Below are 22086 nucleotides of genomic sequence, written 5' to 3'. Positions count from 1 at the left end.
TGACGGGACTGGCCGGCCACAAAAAGAAAACCCGGCTGACGCACACGCGTGCAGCCGGGTTCCCGCGAGCGGGGGCGCTCAAATATTTGTCAGCTGTTATGGATGGCGGTGTGTGGCGCGGCGCTGGACGCTGTCGCGCCGGAATGGTGGAGGCGGCGATAAAGTTCATCGATGCGCGAGCGGCTGGTCGCCAGTTCCTCGCGGCCCTGTTCGGTCAACTGGTACACCCGTCCGATGCCATCGCGCAGCACGCTTTCCAGATAGCCCTCCATCTGCAAGGCGCGCAGCAGCGGCCGCACGGTGCCGATGTCCACCTGGAATCCGTATTCGATGAGCATTTCTGCAAGCATGGCCACGGTGGCGGGCACCTCCATGGCGAATTGCATCACGTAGACGCGGGCTAGCAAGCCGAGGAACTGTCGTTTCATGAGGCTGGGAACGCAATACCGGGGCGGAAGGTTGACGCGGGAATGCAACGTGCGCGAAACGCCTCACCCCACAGCGCCGCACAATCGCTACGATACGTGTTTTTCCGACGATAGAAAAAAAGAAGCCGCCAGGGTTGCCTGGCGGCTTGTCGGGAATGCGTCGGAGGGGTCAATTAACTCTGGCGCAGACCAGATTTTAATAGAACTGAATACGGGATGTCACGCCCTGTGGTAAAGCCCCCTCCATCAGTAGGGTGCGGGTGAAAGCGAGTCGAAAGCGATCTTGCCGCGCCCGTGCAATTGACATGGCTTTTGCGCCATTTTGGGGCAAATATTCGTTGTTTTCGCGTCATATCGGATAGATCGTGCTGCGCCTAGGCATGTGTCCGAATCCAGCCAGCCATGCGCCGCTTTTACCGCTGTAATGTCGCAAGGCTCATGTGTTTGCCCCGCACGATTTGCTCGAAATGTGGCGCTTTTGTCGCCTCTGGGCAACGGTTCTACGCACTCTGCCGTCATCGCTAACTTCCCACCCCCATGAGACCTGCCGACCTGACTCGCCTGCTGTCGCTTTCCGCCATCTGGGGCGCCAGCTTCCTGTTTATCCGGATTGCTGCGCCCGTGCTAGGGCCGTTGCCCACAGCCTTCTTCCGTGTGCTGATTGGCGCGCTGACGCTGGCCGCGTGCCTGCCGATGATGGGGCTGAAGTGGAACATGCAAGGCAAATGGCGCCCGGTCATTGTGCTGGGCATCATCAACTCCGGCATTCCCTTTGTGATGTACTCGGTGGCGGCGCTGTGGCTGCCCGCCGGATATTCCGCCATCTTCAACGCCATGACGCCGTTGATGGGCGTGGTCATCGGATCGCTGTTCTTTGCAGAGAAACTCACGCGGGCCAAGGCTGCGGGCGTGCTGATAGGACTCGCCGGCGTTTTCGTGCTGACACGCACGGGCCCGGTGGTGTTTTCGCACGAGGTGATGCTTGGCGCGCTGGCCTGCCTGGTCGCCACCTCGTGTTACGGGCTGGCCGGATTTTTGACGCGACGCTGGATCACGGCGCGCGGCGGACTGGACAACCGCCTCGTGGCGGGCGGCAGCCTGGTGGGCGCCACGCTGTTTCTGCTGCCGTTCAGCGTCGCGGCGCTGCTGCGTGACAACACGCTGCCTGCAGCCGACCTCGGCGTATGGAGCGCGATGGTCGGCGTCGGCATGTTCTGTACCGCTATCGCCTATGTGCTGTATTTCCGTCTGATCGCGGATCTGGGGCCGGTCAAGTCGCTGACGGTCACCTTTCTGATTCCGCCGTTCGGCATCGTGTGGGGATGGATGTTCCTGGGAGAAACGCTGTCGTGGGCGCACGCCGCAGGGATGCTGCTGATCGGCGTGGCGGTCTGGCTCGTGCTGCGTCCCGCCGCCCCGGCCGCGGCGGCGGCAGTGGCCCGGTCATGACGCCGGGCGGGCAGCGGGATCGGTAGGTCCAAACTGGGGCGACATCAGCGGCGATAGTAGTCGTCATGGTGATGCCACGCGTGATATTCGCGGCGGTCGTACCAGCGGCGGCCGTCCCAATAACGATCTCCGTGCCAGCCGACGATTACGGCGGGCGGCGCCACATAAACCGGCGGCGCGGCGCGGTACACCACGGGCGGCGGGGGCGGCGGCGCAACATAGACGGGGCGGGGCGCCACGTAGACCGGCGCTGGGGCCACCACTACCGGCGCGACAGGCACGCCGAGATTCACATCGACATCGACGCGCGCCATGGCTGCGGTGGAAGCCGCCAGCGTGGCGACGCCGGCAAGAAACAGGGAAAGACGGAGTGGGCGCTTGGTCATGGTAGTCACCGTGGGCGAGATGCGATGACTTCACTCTACCCAAACGGCGTATTACCGATTTCGCGCCTTTGTAACGCGGACACGCGTTTATGTAAGAAACGTGCGCGTTAGTCGTGAACCACGCCAGCTGCGGTCTCGGCATCGGCCTGCTGGCAGGCGGGGCAGAGCCCGTACAGCACCAGCATGTGCTCGCGCAGTTCGAAATCGTTCTGCGCCGCCACCTGCCGCTGGCGTTGCTCGATGCTTTCGTCGCGGAATTCCTCGACCACGCCGCAGCCAACGCAGATCAGATGGTCATGGTGGCCGCCCTCGTTCAGTTCGAAAACCGCGTGGTCCGACTCGAAGCTGTGGCGCAACAGGATGTTGGCCTGCACCAGCTGATTCAGCACGCGATACACCGTCGACAGGCCTGCCTCGACATCGAGATCGAGCAGCACGCGATACACGTCTTCCGCGCTCAGGTGGCGGCGATGGCTGCTGCGGAACACTTCCAGCACGTGCATGCGCGGTGAGGTGGCCTTCAGACCCGCGCGCTTCAGTGGAACGGCTTTGGAATTCACGGTGGAAGTAGTCATGCGCAAGCTCGCGTCCGCTACGGGCACGCGGTTAATACTCCAATCGGTGGATCCGGCGCGACGCGCGCGGTATCGGCGCTCTGGGCCGGATCGCGCGTCCGCCGGCACATGGCGGAATCAGGCGGAAGCGCCCGGACCGGTCGAACCGCGCCGGCCCGGGCGGCGCACTGTTCTTCACAGTGCGCGGAATAAAAAGGTGGCCTGGCTTGTCGCTGGATGACGCGGGAAAACGGGGTCTGGATGTTTTCCCGATCTTCCTGCGACTGGCTACTACCAAACGCTCCGTGTCTCGGAGCGGTCCCCACAAAAGACGGTTTTCGATGATGTTGGTGAAGACTGACTTTCCATGCCAACAGCACCTGGTAATCGGTTCCTGTCCGGTTTCGGCGTTGCCGTGCGTCAGACAGTGAAGCCAGTGTAAATGGGAATTAATCTCATTTCAAGAGATTTTTTCACTGAGTCGAAAGGAGTGGCTTTGAGTACGAACACGAACACGAACCCCGTCGAGCCATCGGCACTGGTGCGGGACGACGTCGCCGCATGTGTCGATCGACTCGACTGGCCAGCGATCGAGGCAGAGCTCGATGCCTACGGCTGCGCTGCCCTCCCGGGCCTGGTCGATGCGACGACCTGCGACGCGCTGATCGCGCTCTACGCGCAAGACACCCTGTTCCGCGCCCGCATCGACATGCACCGCCATGGCTTTGGTCGAGGCGAGTACAAGTATTTCGCCTACCCGTTGCCCGATGTGGTCGGCCAGTTGCGCGACGCGCTATACCCGCATCTGGCGCCGGTCGCCAATCGCTGGCATGCCGCGATGGGGATCGAAAGCGACTATCCGCAGCGCCATGCGGATTACCTCGCGCGCTGCCATCGCGCCGGACAGCGTCGCCCGACGCCGCTGCTGCTGCGCTACGAGACCGGCGATTTCAACTGCCTGCATCAGGATCTGTACGGCGCGCATGTGTTTCCGTTGCAGGTGGCGGTCCTGTTATCCGATCCAGGCAAGGATTTCACTGGCGGGGAATTCGTGATGACCGAGCAGCGTCCGCGTATGCAGTCGCGGGCGGAAGTGGTGCCGCTGCGCAAAGGCGACGCGGTGGCGTTTGCGGTCAGCCAGCGGCCGGTGCAGGGCGGGCGGGGCGTGTATCGCGTCAACCTGCGGCACGGCGTGAGCCGCCTGCGCAGCGGCCAGCGCCACACGCTCGGCATCATCTTTCACGACGCCGCGTAGGGCGCCCGCCTAGGGTTCCGACAGCGCCGTCCCGTAAGGCCGCCGATCCTCCGCGCGCACTCGCACGGTCGTCGGACCTTCATGCATCTGGCCCACCACCGCTGCGTGCCCGAAGCCCTCGGCACGGAACACGCCCAGCACCGCGTCCACCGCATCGGGCGCGCAGGCCACCAGCAGCCCGCCGCTGGTTTGCGGATCGGTCAGCAGCGCCTGGTGCACGGGCGTGACGCCGGCGTCGAGCGCGACGTCGTGCCCATAGGCGGCCCAGTTGCGCCGTGATGCGCCGGTGACCGCGCCGTTTTCCGCCAGCGCCGACACGCCTGGCAGCAGCGGCACGCGCGCAATATCGACAGTCGCGCCCAGCTCGCTGCCGCGGCACAGTTCCAGCAGATGCCCAAGCAGGCCGAAGCCGGTTACGTCGGTCATCGCGTGCACGCCATCCATCTCCGCGAAGCGCTTGCCTGGCGTGTTGAGTCGCGTGGTGCTGTCGATCATCTGCCGGTAGCCGTAGTCATCCAGCAGATCCTTCTTGATGGCCGACGAATAGACGCCTACGCCGAGCGGCTTGCCGAGGATCAGCACGTCCCCTGCTTGGGCGTTGCGATTGCGCTTGATGTGGTCTGGATGGACCAGCCCCATCACCACCAGGCCGTAGATGGGCTCGACCGAATCGATCGAATGGCCGCCGGCTACGGGGATGCCGGCCTGCGCGCAAATCGATTCGCCGCCTTCGAGAATCCTGCCGATGGTGTGCGGCGACAGCATGTCTATCGGCATGCCGACCAGCGCCAGCGCCATGATCGGCGTGCCGCCCATGGCGTAGATATCCGAGATGGCGTTGGTGGCCGCGATACGGCCGAAATCGAAGGGATCGTCCACCACGGGCATGAAGAAATCCGTGGTGGCCACCAGCGCCTGCGTGTCGCTGAGCCGATAGACTGCGGCGTCGTCGCTGGTCTCGATGCCCACCAGCAATTCGGGCGGCGTGGGGAAATGGCGGGTGTTGCGCAGGATATCGCGCAGCACGTCGGGCGCGATCTTGCAGCCGCAGCCGCCGCCATGGGCCAGCGACGTCAGCCGCGCCTCGCCGCCGCGGCTTCCGGATTCGTGAGGGTCCAGCTGGGCGCCCCCAGCGCCGGACGCGCCGGTTCCGTCGGTATTCCAGTTGCCAGCCTGCACGGTCAGTTCCCTCATCAAGCCACCCTGCGCGAAGTGATACGATAGCCGAACGCCGCCGGATCCAGGCTGTCCAGCGTGCCGCCCGCCACCTTGCCGTTGGGATACATCAGGAACGGCAGGGGCGCCATGCCGCTGCCGGGCAGCCGCACATCGTGCCCGTGGTTGTAGGCGACCCAGTTGCCTTCCCACGCGCCGAACAACATGGCGCGCGCGGCGCGCACCTTGGCGTCCGTCATGGGCAGCCCGCCCGGCGCTTCCTCAAGCGCCACCTTGCGCACGTCGGCGGGATCGGCCGGAATCCAGCCCAGGCCGGCCGCATAGAACTCGGCGCGGCAGTGCTGCGCGCGCGAGATATCGCCCGATTTGCCAAGCGCGCGGAAGCCCAGCGAGGAATCGTCGACGCGCACGCCGTAGGCGTCGCGGGCCGGGATGCCGACCGCGCGCGTCAGCGCCACGAACAGCGCATTGATGTCGGCGCACTTGCCGTTCATGATGCCGCCGGTCTTCAGCATCGTCACCACGTCGCCGGTGCCGCAGCCGCGTACGCTGGCGTCGCGGCACGTGTGATCGACCACCCATTGGTAGATGGCCTGCGCGCGCGTCATGTCGTCGGTCATGCCCGCGGTGATCGCCCGCGCGGTGTCGCGCACGATGCCGTCGGTGGGCATCCAGCGCGTCGGCTGCAGATAGCGGCGCAGCGCGGCGGCGTTTTCGCGCGGCGCACGGCCCGGCTTGGCTGCGCCGAGATCGACATCGCGGTCGCGCAGCGCCACCGTGCTGGCCAGCCGCGCGGTCAAAGGCGCGCCATAGGTGGGCGTGGGCCATTCGACCACCACCATGTTCACGTCGAAGGCGGACGCGCGCACGGCGCGGGCGTTTGCGCCCGGGGCCTGCCAGTCGGTGGAAAGCGTGCGCTGATAGTCGCCAAGATGAGGCGCCGTGAGTGGCAGCCAGACCGTGGCGGGCGCGGATGACGCCGGCAGCATCACCTCTGTGGTCAGCTCGTAGGTGCGCCAGCCGTCGGTCGCGGAAATGGCCTCAGCCGAGGGGGTTGTGGAAAATGCCGGGGCAATGCCGCCCGCGCCAATGGAAACCGGGACCGCGGCGCCGAGCCGCAGAAACGCGCGTCTGTCCATGAAAGATCCTTGGATGAGTAGTTCGAGACTCGAAACATGCCCAACCGCTGCTCATGCATGGTAGGTCACGTGGCGCGCAACAGGAAAGGCTCGTTTGGAGGGGTACTGGCGCAGATGCCGGCCAAAGAGATGGCGGAAAGCAGCAGGAGTCGAACCTACCAGGGAACGTCTGGCGCCCCCAACCGGGTTTGAAGCCCGGCCGCATCACCGGATACGGATGCCTTCCTTGGATGACGGCGCCCGGTCCGTCGCAACTTCGCGCTGTTCCGATCCCCGTGCGCCGCCGGCCGTGCCGGGCGCATTGGAAGCGTCGGGGCTTTCGCCCGTTTCGGCGCTGGCCGGCTTGGATGATCCGGCGCTTGACGCGTGTGGCCGCCATTCGCTGTCCGGGCGCAGCATGCGAGCGTTGGCCACGCGGCGAGTGTATCCCGCGCGATCGAAGAATTCCAGAATCTGGATCGCGCGTTTGCGACCGAGGTCCACGGCATCGCGGAACACGGCCGCCTGCACATGGCGATGCATCGCCGCCAAATTGCCGAACCGCGTGGCCAGCGTCTCGATCGCATCGGCCGCATAGAACAGGTCGTGCACCACCTGATGCACCGCACCCTGCCGCGCCAGCTTTTGCAGCACGGCACGCACGTGCGCTTCCGGCGCGTTGAGCGCCACCGCGTGCTGGCGCACCCATGGCGGGTCGAAGCCGCCGGCGGCCACGCGCGGCAGCAGCGTGCCCGCGAGCGCGCGCTCGGCGTCGGTGAAGGCGATCTCGTGGCCGGGTAGGCGTAGCCAGCCGCCATGGCGTTCGATCGCGTGCTGCTGCAACAGCGTGTCGAGCAGCGCCGACCACAGCGCATCGGGAATCGGCGCACCAACAAAAGCCACGCGCCGCAGCGACCCGGCGCCGAGTCCCGGCTCGTCCGGCATGCGCGTATGAAACGCAGCCAGCGTGTCGATTGCCCTGGCGCGCAGCGCATCGAGATGGCGCGACAGGATCAGGCTGTCGCCGATGCGCAGCACATCGGCGGGCAACTGCCATTCGCCGGGCGTCAGACCCGTAAGCTGCACCAGCCGCGTTTGCGTGATGCCATGCGGGGCGTGCGCCAGCAGCGGCGACAGGCCGTCGCCACCGATCATGCGCTGGATGCCGCGCAGCCACCCCAGCCGCTGCGGCGTGCGGCGATGGCGCTCGGGCGCAATGTTGTCGAGCACCACGCCGCCGCCCACGGTTTGCGTGGCCTGCGTATTGCGCACGATGAAGCGGTCGCCCGCCAGCGCGACAACCGGCGCGGACAAGACCAGCTGCGCCAGCGCCGAACCGCCCGGCGCCAGCGATTCGGCGTCCAGCAGCACCACGTTGGCGGTGCGATGCGCCGCGCCAAGATGCACGTGCAGCGGCGTCCAATGGCCCACGCGGAACTCGCCCGGTGCCTGTGCATCGGCACGGTCCTTGTTCCGGCCGGCGTGGCTGCGCGCCGCGCCATCGGCATGCCAGCCCGGCGCCAGCGTCAGCTCGACGTCGAGCCGCGTGATCGGCGCCATCAGCGCGGCATCGACGATCCAGTCGCCGCGTCGCACGTCGTCCTTTTCGACGTTGGCGAGATTGAGCGCGCAGCGTTGCCCGGCAACGCCGATCGATGCGGGCCGTTGCTGGGCGTGAATGCTGCGCACGCGCACGGGCAGCCCGGCGGGCGCCACCCGCATCGAATCGCCCACGTTGACGCGGCCGTTGAAAACGGTGCCGGTGACCACCGTGCCGTGGCCGGCGAGCGTGAATACGCGATCGACCGCCAGCCGGAACAGGCCGCTGGCGCGATGGACCGGCAGGTCCTGGGCGGCGGCGTGCAGGAAGTCTCGCAGCTGCGTGATGCCCGGGTGCTGCGCATCGGTGGCATCGAGCGCGAACAATGGCGCGTCCGCATACGGGGTGGCCGCCAGCCACGCGGCAATTTCGCGGCGCACTGTGTCGCATCGCGCCGCGTCCACGCGATCTGTCTTAGTCAGGGCCACCACGGCGCGCGGCACGCCCAGCCGTTCGACGATGGCCAGATGCTCGCGCGTCTGCGGCATCACGCCATCGTCGGCGGCAATCACCAGCAAGGCCAGGTCGATGCCGCTGGCACCGGCGGCCATGGTATGGATCAGCCGCTCGTGTCCGGGCACATCGATATAGCCGAGCACATCGCCGTTCGGCAGCGGCGTATAGGCGTAACCGAGTTCGATCGAGATGCCGCGCGCTTTTTCTTCCTTGAGGCGATCGGTGTCGACGCCCGTGAGCGCGCGGACCAGCGTGGTCTTGCCGTGGTCGATATGCCCCGCGGTGCCGACGATCATGGACGCGCCGCCTCCGGCAGTTGCGGCCACTGCGCGACGAAATCCGCTTCGTCCGGTGCTTCCAGGCAGCGCAGGTCGAGCCACAACGCCTGCTCGTTGATCCGGCCGATCACGGGGCGCGGCTGCGCGCGCAACGCCGTTTCCAGCTGCTGCAGGCGGCGGCCGACGCCACGCTTGCCCGCGTTGCGCACACCGATCGCCAACCCGCAGCTTGGCAGTTGCCCGCCTGGCATGGCACCGCTGCCGATCTGGCTGACCATCGGCACCACCTGCACCTGCCAGGCATCCCCCAGCGCCGCGGCGATTGGCGGCAGCAGGCGCTGAGCCATGTCGGCGATCTCGGCGGCGGGGCGTGTCAGCAGCCGCAGTGTCGGCAGCGCCTGCGCCAGCGTGTCGGGGTCGCGATACAGCCGCAGCACGGGCTCCAGCGCGGCAAGGGTCAGCTTGCCCACGCGCAGCGCGCGCTTGAGCGGATTTTTCTTGATCTTCGCGATCAGATCCGCGCGCCCGACGATCAGCCCCGCCTGCGGGCCGCCGAGCAGCTTGTCGCCGCTGAAGGTCACCAGGTCGGCGCCGGCCTCGATGGTTTCGCGGACCGTGGTCTCGCGCGGCAGTCCCCAGCGCGTCATATCGCACAGCGTGCCGCTGCCCAGATCAACCACCACCGGAATGCCATGCGGGCGCGCAAGATGCACCACCTCCGCCACGTCGACGCTGCGCGTGAAGCCTGTGATCTCGTAGTTGCTGCAATGCACCTTCATCAGCAACGCGGTGCGCGCGCCGATGGCGTTGGCGTAGTCGTGTGGATGCGTGCGATTGGTGGTGCCGACTTCGACCAGCCTGACGCCTGCACGCTGCATGATGTCCGGGACGCGGAAGGCACCGCCGATCTCGACCAGTTCGCCGCGCGAAACGATGACCTCGCGTCGCGGCGCGAGCGTGTTCAGCATCAGCAGCACGGCCGCTGCGTTGTTGTTGACCACCGTGGCGGCTTCGGCACCCGTCAGCTCGCGCAGCAGATCGTCGATTAGATCGTCGCGGTCGCCGCGGCCACCGGAAGCGAGATCGAACTCGAGATTGGCCGGCGCGGTCATCGCGCGCATCACGGCCTGCACCGCGGCATCCGGCAGCAGCGCGCGGCCCAGATTGGTGTGCAACACGGTGCCGGTCAGATTGAACACGGCGCGCAGGCGCGGCTGGTGCGCGCGAAGCAGTCGGGCGGCGAGCGCATCGCGCAGCGCGGCGTCGCCGAGTACGTGGCGTGGCAGCGTCCCCCCGACAGCCTCGGCGCGCAGGGCGTCGAGCATCTGCCGCAGCGCGGCGGTGGTCGGCGCGCGGCCATAGCGATCGAGCAGCGGCTGCATCGTCGCATGGTTGAGCAGCCGATCGACGGACGGGATGTCGGCGGGCCGCGCCGGCATTGACACGCTATCGTTCATCGCGCGCGGTCCCGCCATCGTCGCCGGCCCGGGAGTCTTCGCCATCGCCGTCACCCTCATCGCTCTGGTCGCCCAGCCACAGCAGCGGATTGCCGTTGGCGCGCCCATAGCCCGCTTCACCCATCATCACGTCCAGCGCCAGCGTCGCCAGGTCGTCGGCCAAGGGTTCGACCATCTGGTCCTTTTCCATATAGCCGATCTTGCGGTAGCGATGGCACTGGTCGCAGGTTTCGGCCTTCAGCGCGTCCCCGTGACCTTCCACGCTGTAGTAGCTGATGCCTTCGGTCGATTCGCAATGGCTGCATTTGACGCGCACCATGTGCCATTCGGTGGCGCAGAGGCCGCAATGCAGATAGCGCAGACCCTGATAGCGCCCGCCGATGCGCACGATGCTGGCCACTGGCGGCACGCCGCAGACCGGGCAGACGGTTGGCACATCGAGCACCGGGATATCGCGCTCGCGCAGCGCGCTGGCCAGCACGGTGCGGTCGACTTGCAGCGCTGCCATCAGCAGCGGCGCGACCGTGGCGTCGATCGGCGCGTCGCCAAAACCCAGCAGCGCCTGCAACTGGGCGATGCGGGCATCGGCGGACATCGCGTGCAGAGCGGCCAGCGGCGCGGCGAGTGCACCTGCCGTGACGGCCAGCCGCTCGAACAGGGGCCCGGCGGAGTACAGCGCGTCGGTGTGCTGGGCATTCACGAGCGGCATGCAGTGTTCGCCGGCGCGCGCGATGTCGTCGGCGGACGGCGCGGGCACCTCGATGCGCTGCGCAACCTCGTGCTGTGCGTCCGCCACTGCGGCCATCAACAGCAGGTAGGGTTCAATCGGATTCGATGGCGCAAGCTGGCGCAGGCGTTGCGCCCGCGCGCCAAAGACTTCGTTGCGATCCGGCAGACGCACGCGCGCAATTGCAACGTGGTCGATCGACTCGATTTCTGACGGCTCGAGAATGCGCTGCACCATCGTATCGTCCTCTGGCGAGCGCCGCTGTCAGCTTGCTCGCCTATTTGTCGCCTGGCCGAAAGGTTTCCCGGAACCACGCACGATGATGCTTCCACGCCCAGCCCGGTGTCACCGTGCCGCGCGTCATCGCCTGTACCGACCCCTTGACCCAGACCGCTGCATAGATGTGCACAATGATGCCGCAAATCAGCGCGAAGGCGCAAACCGCATGCACCACAGCAGCAAGACGGATCGCCCAGATCGGGAACAATGCCGAGAAATACGCCCGCCACATCACGATGCCGCTCAACAGCAGCAGCACCAGGCAGAACACCATCACGAAGAACAGCAGCTTCTGTCCGGCGTTGTAGCGGCCCACATCGGGCAGGTTTTCCTCGTGGTTGGTCAGCACGTCCCTGCCGTGCCGCAGCCATTCGCGGTCGTTCCACGTGATCAGGTTGTGATGCCAGAATCGCAGCGCAAGAATCGTGAACGCCACGAACATCACCACGCCGATGAACGGGTGCAGGATCCGCGTCCATGTACCGCCGCCCAGCAGGGCGCTCATCCAGTACATCGACGGATGAAACAGCGCGAGGCCCGACAGCGCCATCAGGACGAATGTCAGCGCGACGATCCAGTGGTTGGTCCGTTCGCCGGCGCTGTAGCGGCGGATGGTTGCCTCGCGGCGCTTATCGATTCTCATCGCGGACCTCCTCTGGCGGCACGATTTCATCGGGGGTGCCGCGCGGCCTGGGGTTGTCGCGGCCCCAGCGCACGATTTCGTCTTCCGCCGCGGCTTCGTCCTCGGGGCCGGTTTCGTTCGGTCCCACGCGGATGTAGTGGAAGAATCCGGCCAGCGCCGCCAGCGCCATGCCCGCCACTGCCAGCGGCTTGGAGATGCCTTTCCACAGGCTCACCAGCGGACTGATATGCGGATCGTTGGGCAGGTTGTGATAGAGGCTGGGCTGGTCGGCATGATGCAGCACGTACATCACGTGCGTGCCGCCGACGCCGGCCGGATCGTACAGACCGGCCTTGTCGAAGCCGCGCGTCTTCAGGTCCTCGATGCGTTCCTCCGCGTGCGCGATCATGTCGGTCTTGGTGCCGAACACGATTGCGCCGGTCGGGCACGTCTTCACGCAGGCGGGCTCCTGGCCCACGGCCACGCGATCCGAGCACAGCGTGCACTTGTAGGCCTTGTGGTCCTGTTTCGAAATGCGCGGGATATTGAACGGACAACCGGCAACGCAGTAGCCGCAGCCGATGCAGTTTTCCTCGTGGAAATCGACGATGCCGTTGGCGTATTGCACGATTGCGCCCGGCGCCGGACACGCCTTCAGGCAGCCCGGATCTTCGCAGTGCATGCAGCCGTCCTTGCGGATCAGCCATTCGAGATTGCCGTTCGGATTCTCGTACTCGGTGAAACGCATCAGCGTCCACGTGTGTTCGTCCAGATCGGCGGGATTGTCATAGACGCCGACGTTGGTGCCCACCTCGCCGCGCAGGTCGTTCCATTCCATGCAGGCGGCCTGGCATGCCTTGCAGCCGATGCACTTGGTGGTGTCGATCAGCTTGGCCACGCTGCCGGTAACCGGCGCGCGCACGCTGGGCGACGGCGTGGTGGTGGCCGAGCGGCGCACGATATCGAGAGACTGTAGTGCCATCGTGTGTCCCCTATGCCTTTTCGACCTTCACCATGAACGACTTGAATTCGGGCGTCTGCGTGTTGCCGTCGCCCACGAATGGCGTGAGCGTGTTGGCCAGGTAGCCCGGCTTGGTCAGCCCCGTAAAGCCCCAATGCAGCGGAATGCCAACCATGTGCACCACCTTGCCGTCGATGTGGAAGGGCTTGATCCGCTTGGTGACCAGCGCCACGGCCTTGATGTAGCCGCGCGTAGACGTCACCTTGACGCGGTCGCCGGCCGCCACGCCCACCTGCTTGGCCAGGTCCTCGCCAATTTCCACGAACTGTTCCGGCTGCAGGATCGCGTTGATGCGCGCGTGCTTGGTCCAGTAGTGGAAATGCTCGGTCAGCCGGTAGGTGGTGGCGATGACCGGATACGCATCGGGCTTGCCAAATTGCTCCCAGTCCGGCTTGAACACGCGCGCGGCCGGATTGCTGACCGCGTTGGGCGCCTTATCGTTGAGAAGGTTGTAGCCGAGCGGATTCTCGAAGGGCTCGTAGTGCTCGGGGAACGGGCCTTCCACCAGGTTCTGGCGCGCAAAGAAGCGCGCCACGCCTTCAGGCTGCATGATGAACGGCCCCATGCCCTTGGCCGGATCCTCGTCGAGCTTGAAGTCGGGTGTGTCGAAGCCGGTCCAGCTCGATCCGTTCCAGCCGATCAGCTTGCGGTTTGGATTGAACGGCTTGCCATTCACATCGCACGATGCGCGGTTGTACAGCACGCGCCGGTTTGCCGGCCACGCCCAGGCCCAGTTCAGGGTCTGGCCGATGTTGGTCGGGTCCGAGTTGTCGCGCTTGGCCATCTGGTTGCCGGCCTGCGTCCACGACCCGCAGTAGATCCAGCAACCGCTCATCGTGCTGCCGTCGGCCTGCAGTTCACCAAAGCTGTTCAACTGCTCGCCGGCCTTGCGCACGATCTTGGTGGGATCCTTCGGATCGGCCAGATCGGTCAGCGCGCGGCCGGACAATTCCTTGGCCAGCTCGTCGGGCGTGGGCGAGTGCGGCACCGCGTACGGCCACCACAGGTTGACGATGGGATCCGGGAATTTGCCGCCGTCCTTCTGGTACATCTCGCGGATCTTCAGGAACAGCGCGGACATGATCTCGATGTCCGAGCGCGCCTCGCCGGGCGGATCGGCGCCCTGCCAGTGCCACTGCAGCCAGCGCGAGGAATTCACCAGCGAGCCGTTTTCCTCGGCAAAACAGGTGGTGGGAAGACGGAACACCTCGGTCTTGATCGATTTCGAATCGACGTCGTGCGTTTCGCCCGCGTTGCGCCAGAACTCGGAAGTCTCGGTGGCCAGCGGGTCCATGATCACCAGGAACTTCAGGTTGGACAGCCCCTTCTGCAGCTTGGCCTTGTTGGGCGCTGCCGCCAGCGGGTTGAAGCCCTGCGCGATGTACCCGTTCATGCGGCCTTCGTTCATCAGCTGGAAGACCTGCAGCAGGTCGTACGGCTTGTCCAGCTTGGGCAGGTAATCGAACGCCCAGTTGTTTTCGGCAGTGGCCGCCGGACCCCACCATGCCTTCATCAGGCTGACGTGGAACTTCGGCACGTTTTGCCAGTAGCTCAGCTGGTTTGGCCGTAGCGGTTTGAAGGCGCGCGCCTCGATGTACTTGTTGTAGTCCTGCTCCGATTCGGCGGGCAGCGTCAGGTAGCCGGGCAGCAGGTTCGACATCAGGCCGATGTCGGTCAGCCCCTGGATGTTCGAATGCCCGCGCAGCGCGTTCATGCCGCCGCCCGCGATGCCGATATTGCCCAGCAGCAGTTGCACCATGGCGCCGGTGCGGATCATCTGCGAGCCAACCGAATGTTGCGTCCAGCCCAGCGCATACATGATCGTCATGGCGCGGTCGGGCGCGGCCGTGCTGCCGAGCATCTCGCACACCTTCAGGAATTTGTCCTTCGGCGTGCCGCACACGCGCTCCACCATTTCTGGCGTATAGCGCGCGTAATGCGCTTTCATCAGATTGAATACGCAGCGCGGGTGCGCGAGCGTCGGATCGGTCTTTACGTAGCCGTCGTCGCCGCGTTCGTAATCCCAGCTTTCCTTGGCGTAGCTGCGCTTTTCCGCGTCGTAGCCGGAAAACAGGCCGTTCGCGAACTGGAAATCCTCGCGCACGATAAACGTGAAGTCCGTGTAGTTCTTCACGTATTCATGCTGGATCCGGTCGTTTTCGAGCAGCCAGCGGATCACGCCGCCCAGGAACACGATGTCGGTCCCCGTGCGGATCTGCACGTAATAGTCGGCCACGGACGCCGAGCGCGTGAAGCGCGGGTCAACCACGATCAGGCGCGCCTTGTTGTGCGCCTTGGCTTCGGTTACCCATTTGAAGCCGCACGGGTGCGCTTCGGCGGCGTTGCCGCCCATGATCAGTATTACATCCGCGTTCTTGATGTCGACCCAATGGTTCGTCATCGCTCCACGGCCAAACGTCGGGGCAAGACCTGCCACCGTCGGGCCATGTCAGACACGCGCCTGATTATCGAACCCCAACATGCCAAGACTGCGGACAGTCTTGTGCGTGATGTAACCCACCTCGTTGCTGCTGGCAGAGGCCGCCAGCATGCCCGTGGTCAGCCAGCGGTTGACCGTCTGGCCCTGATCGTTCTTCTCGACGAAGTTGGCATCGCGGTCCTGCTTCATCAGCTTGGCGATGCGGTTGATCGCGTCGTCCCAGCTGATGCGCTGCCATTTGTCCGATCCGGGCGCGCGGTACTCGGGATATTGCAGACGGCTCGGGCTGTGGATGAAATCGATCAGCCCCGCGCCCTTGGGGCACAACGTGCCGCGATTGACCGGGTGATCGGGGTCGCCCTCGATATGGATGATGCTGGCCTTGGCGTTCTTTGCCTTGTCGCCCAGGCTGTACATCAGCAGGCCACATGCCACCGAACAGTAGGGGCAGGTATTGCGGGTCTCGGTGGTGCGCGCCAGCTTGTAGGCACGCACTTCCGCCAGCGCGGCGTCGGGCGCGAACCCGACCAGCGCAAGGCTTGAACCCGCCAGCGACGCTCCCGTGAACTTCAGGAACTGTCGGCGGTTCATCGTAACCATGGGGAAACCTCCTAGTACCGGGCCGCCGCCCGGTCATGGATTTATCTGCAAAGACAGAGAACAGTATAGGCAATAGTGGCGTTTTCGCTATGTGCGCCCGCCGCGCGGCGGGCGCCTGTCACCAGAGCCAGCGCAGGCCGAGGTTGCCGCCGAGATTGTTGCGGTGCACACCATCAAGATTGGTGGTGTAGGCCACGGTCAGGTACAGGCTGCTGCTGCGATCGAGCCGGGCTGCCACGCCGGCGCCGAACTGTGCGGCCGTGCTGGCCAGCGACGCATCCACGGCGTCGGTCGATGCGAAGACGATCTGGTCCGTGCCGCCGAAACTGCGCAGCAGGTTGGCGCGCAGCCACGGCATCCACGTCACGCCGTTGCGCTGGAATTGCCGTTCCGCCCGCGCACCCACGCGCGCCAGCCAGCCGCTGGCGGTCTGGAAGCTGACCGGCGAGATGCCGTCGTCGATATCGTTCAGCGAGATGTGCTGCCAGATCAGTTGCGCCTGCGGCTCGATGGCGTAGCCGTTGCCGAGCCGCAGCGGCAGGCCGGCTTCGATCGACGTGGAGGCGGCGGTGCCATGCGTGCTTGAGCCCACGCCGCGCGCCGAGCGCGGGTTGGCGATCAACGTGCTGCCCTGCAGCACAGCGTCGGTGTACCAGCCGGTCGGGCCGACATGCGTCCAATAGCCACCCAGGCTGTATGCATCGACCGACAGCGTGCCGACGGTTGCCCCGCGGAAGCCCTGCGCGAAACCGTTGACGTCGCCCGATGCGCGCGCGAATCCCAGCATCAATCCGTAGTGATTGCGATGGCCGCTCGCCGTCGCGTCGGCATAGACGTCCTGCCCGATCTGCACGCCCGCCACGGTGCCGTCGAACGCTGCGTCGACACTGCCTTGCTGCCCCTGTTGCATCCGGCCGCCCCAGAGGCGCGCCCAACTGGCGGGCAAGCGCCCGCGTTCGTCGAGCAACGCCTGCTGGCCCTGGCGCTCATGGAAGGTGCCGATCTGGTCGAAGCCGATCTGCCGCACCACCGCCGGCGTGGCCGCGTACGGCGGCACCTCGGGGCGATAGAGCACCACCGGCCCGCTATCGGCCAGGTCCAGCGACGGCAGCGCCGGCGTGCCCGGCGCCGGCAATTCGGGCGTGCCGGGCGCCGCAGTTGGCGCGATTTCCGCGCCGGACGTAGGCACCAGCGACGATCGCAGATACCAACCGTTTTCCGACCCGGCAGAGGCGCCGCCATGGAACAGGTAGTAGATATAGGGGCCCGCGCTGATCGATCCGCCGCGCAATGCGAATGCAGTCGCGGTGGACGTGGTCCCGTTAGTGGCCAGCACCAGCGGGATGCCGTCCGCGGTGGTCAGCCCGCCCGCGCCACTCAGATTGACCAGCGAAATCAGGGTATTGCCGCCGATGGCGCCACCCGATACCACCAGGCGCGCCGCGGGCGCTCCATCGCTGCCGAGCACCGATTCCGTCTGCAGCACGCCGTTGGCGCCGGTGTAGTCCCCGACGATGGTCAACTGCCCGCCGCCGCTGCCGTCGCCCGGATGTAGCGCGCCCTGATTGGTCACGCTGCCGGTCAGCGTGCCGGTGCCGGCCAGCGTGGCGCCGGTGCGCACCTGCGCGGCGCCGCCGATCGCGCCGGCGAGGGTCAGAGTGCCACTCTGAATGTCGATCGTGTTGAACACGCCGCTGCCTGACCACGTCCACGCCGAACCCTGCATCTGCATCAGCGCAAAGCGGTTGAAGGCGTTGTCTGCGGTGCCGCTGCCTTGGAGCACCAGTTGCGTGGCGGCATTGCCGCCGCCGTCCGCCGCGCCGCGAATCGTCGAACCGGTCTGCAGGATCAGCGTGTTGGCGCCCGCGCCCATCGACACCGCGGTGCCGGCGTCGCTCTGCAGCAGCCCCGCGTTGATGACGGTGGTGGCGCCGTTGAGCGTGCGGATCGCTGCTGCTTGACGGCTCACGATCTGGCCGCCCGCCTGGTTTTCCACGGTCGCCGTGAAACTGCTGCCGGCCGTATTCGAGAACACCGCATCGGCGCCAGCCCCGCGCGTCTCGATGCTGCCGCTGTTGGTCATCCGGTCGCCGTTGCCCTGCAGATAGACGCCGAAACTCGATGTGCCGGTGGTCAGCAGGCTGCCCTGGTTGGTGGCCGTGCCGCTGCCGCCCAGGATCGACATCGCGCGTGCATTGCTGCCCGTGGTGCTGATCGATCCGCTATTGATCAGGCCGTTGCCGGTCTGTCCGGTGTTGGTCTGGCCCCATGCCGCGGTCATGCCGTAGGCGTTTGGACCGGCCGTGCGGATCACGCCCTGGTTGACCAGCGTGTTGTTGCTGCCGTTGGCGGCCATGGCGTCGTTGAACGCGCCCGTGGTGGCGATCACGCCCTGTGTCGCGTTGGTCAGCGTATTGCCGTTGCCGCGGCCCAGCAGCACGGCGCCGCGATTGCTACCGGAGGCCGCGCCGCCGCTCAGCGACAAACTGCCGCCGTTGCTGACGCTGCTGCCACTATCGACCCGCATCGCGACCGGATTGACAGCATTGACAAAACTGCCTGACGCACCGGGCGCAATATTGATCGACACATTGGTGGCACCCACATCGGCCCGTGCAGGCGCCGTGATGCTGCCCGTGCAATTGACTGACGTGCCAGAAGCCGGCGCGATGTTGTCGCATTCGGCCAGCGCCGCTGTCGGCATTGCCAGCAGCGTCATGGCAACGGCCATTGCGATCGGTCGGGCCTGCGGGGGCGCGCAGGCGCACGTCGATCTGGAATGCAAGGCGGGGGCACGCGTCGTCGGTCGCAAGCGTCGTCTCCGTGCTTTGCATGCCAACGAGCATAGTAAAAATTGCGCTGCTAGTCGCGGATCGCCTCGTCGCATACAGGCGAACGATTCCCTGCCGATGTTTGACCCAGTCAGTCGCGATACGGGCCGCAATCGACAGAAATAAGTGAAACCGCAGATATGTCAATTCCCTCGTCGGGGGGTTATTCGGCTTAAAAGGGTTGCGACACACTTCACGTCGCCTGGCACGGTCCGCGCGGGCCGTGCGAAATGCGCATCGATCGATAAAGACAGCCAGGGTCGGCTGTTCCGATCCAAAAAATCAACATAACGAGATAACAGGGATGAAATCGAGACTTCTTTTGACGGGTTTGACCGCTGCAGTGCTTTCCGCCTGCGGTGGCGGAGATGGCGCGCCGTCGGCAACGCCCACGGTTACCACCACGTCGATCAGCGGCACCGCGGCGGTTGGCGCGGCGCTGGAAAATGCCACCGTGCAGGCCAAGTGCGCATCGGGCAGCGGCAGCGCGACGACCGCCGCCGATGGCACATTCACGATCAATATCGCGAACGCCGTTCGCCCCTGCGTGCTGAGCGTGACCACGCCTGACAATACGGTGCTGCATTCCGTGGTGGAAGCCGGTAGCGGCACCACCGCCGTCGCCAACATCTCGCCCTTCACCGAACTGATCACGGCTGCGCTGGCACAGGGCAGCACCACCGCGTTCTTCAACCAGTTCGACGCCGCCGCGCAAGGCCGTCTGACGTCGGCAAACCTGTCTACCTCCAGCGAAACGGTGCGTCTGGCGCTGACCGGCGTCGTCGACCTGAACGGCTTCGACCCGCTCAAGGGCGCACTGGTGGCCGCCAACAACGGCAAGCCCGGCAACGCGCTCGATCAACTGCTCGATACGCTGGGCGCCCGCCTGAAATCGTCGAAGGCCACTGTGGACGACCTAGCCACGGCCATCGTCAGCAATGCCGGCAGCGCCGCGCTGGGAACGCTGCTGCAGAAAGCATCGGCCACCTGCGCGGGCCTGCGCACCGGCGAGTATTTCCTGGCAGGGCCTGGCACGGCAACGGCCACGTCGGTAACCATCGACGCCGACGCGCTGACGCTGACGCAGAAGTTTGCGGCCAACACGGTTTCGGCAACCGCTGTCGCATCGACCGTGCTTCTCACGCCGACCGACGAAAACTGCCGCTTCGCATTGAAGGACGTGCCCATCAGCGTGCTGGTGTCGAAGCTCGGCGTGAGCGTGCTGATGCAGACGCCGAACGACGTGCCGACCGGCTTCCCGATGTTCATGGTGCCTGTGCAGCAATTGCCGTTGTCCGATCTGGCCGGCGACTGGAACGCCGTGGCCGTAGCGTTGGGCAGCGGCTCGGCCCCCACGTCGCGCTCCACCTTCACGCTGGACGCCAACGGCAAGATGACGGCAGCCGCGTCCTGCAACGACGATAACGTCTGCACGCCGTGGGACGCAGCATCGCTGCCCTCCTTCGTCAAGCAGGCGGACGGATCCTTCCTGGCCAGCGGCGCGAACGGCAGCACGGTCGCCATCGCATTCAAGAGCACGGACGGGGTAGTGTCCGCCGTGGTCAGCGATCAGGGTTCCCTCATGGTTGCCAGCAAACAAGTCGTGCGCACGCTGCCGGCAGTGGGTAGCAAGAACGCGTATTGGGACTACGTCGCCTTCTCGGATGGAAGCGTCAATTTCTCGCGCGCGTCGACGGAGATCCTCAGCACGGATCCAGTCAACAACATCTACACCCGCAAGCGTATCGAAGACGGTCGTGTGGATGCCTGGAAGCTGAACGTGCCGGCAACCGGCTTGCGCTATCGCGCCAAGAGCAGCAGTGCCGACGAAGCGGTGCAACTGGCGCTGGGCAATACCGGCGTTGGCGTGAACCTCGGCCTGCACGTCAGCAAGCCATACTTCGACGTTTCGGTGAATCGTCCGTAAAATCCGGCGATCGCGGCGTGTAAGCCGTCGGACGTCTGGTTCCGTTGAAAACCCGCCTGCATAGGCGGGTTTTTTATTGCCGCGCGCAGGTGGATGCATCGCAGGCATTTATTGGCACGTGCTTCAAGGGCTTCGTGTCCTCTCATCATCAGCTCACGTTTGCACAGCGTGACGCCGATCTGGTCGAACCGTTTTTTTCATGTTCGCTCAGTGCTCGACAAGCATGCGGTAAAACTTGAGTGGTATCGTCGTCGTCCGGCTTTGGGCATTACTTTTAGTCAGTGTTTCCATAGGATTCGACTGATTTTGAACGTTGTTTAACTTTCGTCGTTGCGCGATGTATCGGCAATTCCCGGCTAAATGAAAACGTCGTAACGTGCAGCGCTCAGGCCACCCCGATTCCATCAGCCGGAGGTATTGAACTAGGTCACCCATTCCAACGGGGCCAGTTCAACGGATTCATGCGTCTCCAGTCGGGAACCCCTTGGGTATATCCCGCGGGCCGAAGCTAAGACAAATTGTTATCCGAAACATTCAAATGTCTACCGCCCGAGCTGCCCTCAACTTGAATCAACCAGCCCATGATCGTGGGGTGGTTCAATGCATTCGGAATTGCACTGAATTAAATTTCTTTTATTGATATTTAAATAAATATGGCGGCCATTAAGAAATTGTTTTTTATAATTCTACTGTTTTCAACGACATGCTCGCGCGCATCGGAATCGGATGGGCTGCATCGTTATTCAATTGGTTTCGTCGGTCCTAAATCGGTGATTGAGTATAAGGACGCAGCGTCAAGTAGAGATGGCGTCGATATGAGATTAATTACTGATAAATCGGATCTAGTGATGGTCGGGCATTATCCGCCAGAGGGAGCATCACCTCCGGCAATAGTAAGTGTATTTAAAGCCTGCGCTCCCGAGAAATTGTTCGTAATAGTTTCATGGAGTGCTGATATCCCAGCATTGAATACGGGAGGCAGTATTTATGAGGTATTTGCGTACGATCCGCAAATCATAAACATCAACGGCGTGAAGAGCCTACATTCAAACGATTCTCTGGCAAGGAAATTTGGTGTGGGGTTCGATGGCCTCCGGGAGGGAAGAAAGATGACTTACAAATACAAAAAGGCTGGTGTCGCAAAGCAGCAGTTAAATAAGTGGGGTTGCCGATAATCGGTCCCTTCACAATCAGGCGGCCGTCACGAAGCATCTCCGATGCCGCCTTGACCTGACCGGACAGCGCGGCTTGAGACAAACGTTCGACGTAAAGCTTCCGCAATTTATTTTGTGTAAGCACTAGATATTTCTTATATCGGAATGTCACGTATTTCCGTGTTCGTGATTTCAGTAATCAAAAGATAAATATCTGTAAATCATAAAAATATTATTTTAGATTTTATTCTGTTTCTGTTGTTTGCGCGACGCATTGGCTGTTCTCGCTTGTCGGATAGCGGCGTAAGGTTTTGACGCACGAGAATGT

16 protein-coding genes and 1 tRNA gene are annotated in these 22086 nt (G+C 64.6%); 4 read left to right on the top strand and 13 right to left on the bottom strand.

The annotated features are described in order from the left end of the window. Nucleotides 1-89 precede the first annotated feature (89 nt). A complete protein-coding gene (locus AC1RKI_RS23790; protein ID WP_061955705.1) occupies nucleotides 90-428 on the bottom strand; it encodes a PadR family transcriptional regulator in 339 nt (112 codons plus the stop codon). A 537-nt stretch (nucleotides 429-965) separates the two neighbouring features. Between AC1RKI_RS23790 and AC1RKI_RS23785 the strand changes: the two genes are divergently transcribed. After that, a complete protein-coding gene (locus tag AC1RKI_RS23785) occupies nucleotides 966-1877 on the top strand; it encodes a DMT family transporter (protein ID WP_492797795.1) in 912 nt (303 codons plus the stop codon). Between the two features lie 44 nt (nucleotides 1878-1921). Here the strand turns inward: AC1RKI_RS23785 and AC1RKI_RS23780 are convergent, their stop codons facing one another. Together AC1RKI_RS23780 and fur are read right to left on the bottom strand one after the other, a co-directional pair. Further along, a complete protein-coding gene (locus tag AC1RKI_RS23780; protein ID WP_061955709.1) occupies nucleotides 1922-2263 on the bottom strand; it encodes a hypothetical protein in 342 nt (113 codons plus the stop codon). A 107-nt stretch (nucleotides 2264-2370) separates the two neighbouring features. Continuing rightward, nucleotides 2371-2838, bottom strand: coding sequence for a ferric iron uptake transcriptional regulator (fur, locus tag AC1RKI_RS23775; protein ID WP_061955711.1), 468 nt, complete (start codon nucleotides 2836-2838; stop codon nucleotides 2371-2373). Between the two features lie 475 nt (nucleotides 2839-3313). Here fur and AC1RKI_RS23770 point away from each other — a divergent pair, with 475 nt between their 5' ends. Further along, nucleotides 3314-4072: a 2OG-Fe(II) oxygenase gene (locus AC1RKI_RS23770; protein WP_492797798.1), complete on the top strand. Its 759-nt coding sequence runs from the start codon at nucleotides 3314-3316 to the stop codon at nucleotides 4070-4072. Between the two features lie 9 nt (nucleotides 4073-4081). On the opposite strand, the gene selD is transcribed toward AC1RKI_RS23770, so the two are convergent. The 10 genes from selD to AC1RKI_RS23720 form a co-directional block, all read right to left on the bottom strand. Next, nucleotides 4082-5266, bottom strand: a complete 1185-nt coding sequence (gene selD / locus AC1RKI_RS23765) for a selenide, water dikinase SelD (protein WP_084003932.1) — start codon at nucleotides 5264-5266, stop codon at nucleotides 4082-4084. Further along, nucleotides 5266-6387: a transglutaminase-like domain-containing protein gene (locus tag AC1RKI_RS23760; RefSeq protein WP_492797800.1), complete on the bottom strand. Its 1122-nt coding sequence runs from the start codon at nucleotides 6385-6387 to the stop codon at nucleotides 5266-5268. Before AC1RKI_RS23760 ends, selD begins: the two co-directional genes overlap by 1 nt. Nucleotides 6388-6517: 130 nt before the next feature. Further along, nucleotides 6518-6613, bottom strand: a tRNA-Sec gene (locus AC1RKI_RS23755). Further along, nucleotides 6592-8718 carry a selenocysteine-specific translation elongation factor gene (gene selB, locus AC1RKI_RS23750; protein WP_492797802.1) on the bottom strand — a complete coding sequence of 709 codons (2127 nt, stop codon included), beginning with the start codon at nucleotides 8716-8718 and terminating at the stop codon, nucleotides 6592-6594. Before selB ends, AC1RKI_RS23755 begins: the two co-directional genes overlap by 22 nt. Beyond that, on the bottom strand, nucleotides 8715-10139 hold the full coding sequence (gene selA / locus AC1RKI_RS23745) for an L-seryl-tRNA(Sec) selenium transferase (protein WP_492797822.1): 1425 nt from the start codon (nucleotides 10137-10139) through the stop codon (nucleotides 8715-8717). The genes selB and selA overlap by 4 nt, the downstream gene beginning before the upstream one ends. Nucleotides 10140-10146: 7 nt before the next feature. Next, on the bottom strand, nucleotides 10147-11121 hold the full coding sequence (fdhE, locus tag AC1RKI_RS23740) for a formate dehydrogenase accessory protein FdhE (protein WP_492797804.1): 975 nt from the start codon (nucleotides 11119-11121) through the stop codon (nucleotides 10147-10149). Nucleotides 11122-11161: 40 nt separating this feature from the next. After that, a complete protein-coding gene (locus tag AC1RKI_RS23735; protein WP_061955717.1) occupies nucleotides 11162-11806 on the bottom strand; it encodes a formate dehydrogenase subunit gamma in 645 nt (214 codons plus the stop codon). Beyond that, a complete protein-coding gene (fdxH, locus tag AC1RKI_RS23730; protein WP_084003933.1) occupies nucleotides 11793-12767 on the bottom strand; it encodes a formate dehydrogenase subunit beta in 975 nt (324 codons plus the stop codon). Before fdxH ends, AC1RKI_RS23735 begins: the two co-directional genes overlap by 14 nt. Before the next feature lie 10 nt (nucleotides 12768-12777). Further along, complete coding sequence (gene fdnG / locus AC1RKI_RS23725; RefSeq protein WP_244788440.1) at nucleotides 12778-15846, bottom strand: formate dehydrogenase-N subunit alpha; 3069 nt, start codon at nucleotides 15844-15846, stop codon at nucleotides 12778-12780. Nucleotides 15847-15964: 118 nt separating this feature from the next. Then, on the bottom strand, nucleotides 15965-18577 hold the full coding sequence (locus AC1RKI_RS23720; protein WP_492797807.1) for an autotransporter family protein: 2613 nt from the start codon (nucleotides 18575-18577) through the stop codon (nucleotides 15965-15967). A gap of 404 nt (nucleotides 18578-18981) precedes the next feature. On the opposite strand from AC1RKI_RS23720, the gene AC1RKI_RS23715 reads away from it, so the two are divergent. Further along, nucleotides 18982-20604 carry a hypothetical protein gene (locus tag AC1RKI_RS23715; protein ID WP_492797809.1) on the top strand — a complete coding sequence of 541 codons (1623 nt, stop codon included), beginning with the start codon at nucleotides 18982-18984 and terminating at the stop codon, nucleotides 20602-20604. A gap of 653 nt (nucleotides 20605-21257) precedes the next feature. Continuing rightward, nucleotides 21258-21779 carry a hypothetical protein gene (locus AC1RKI_RS23710; protein ID WP_492797811.1) on the top strand — a complete coding sequence of 174 codons (522 nt, stop codon included), beginning with the start codon at nucleotides 21258-21260 and terminating at the stop codon, nucleotides 21777-21779. The last annotated feature ends 307 nt before the right edge of the window (nucleotides 21780-22086 follow it).

The organism is Cupriavidus sp. GW822-FHT06G04 (assembly GCF_058799075.1).
The sequence above is the reverse complement of the archived record's forward strand: the minus strand, read 5'-3'. Positions and strand labels throughout refer to the sequence as shown.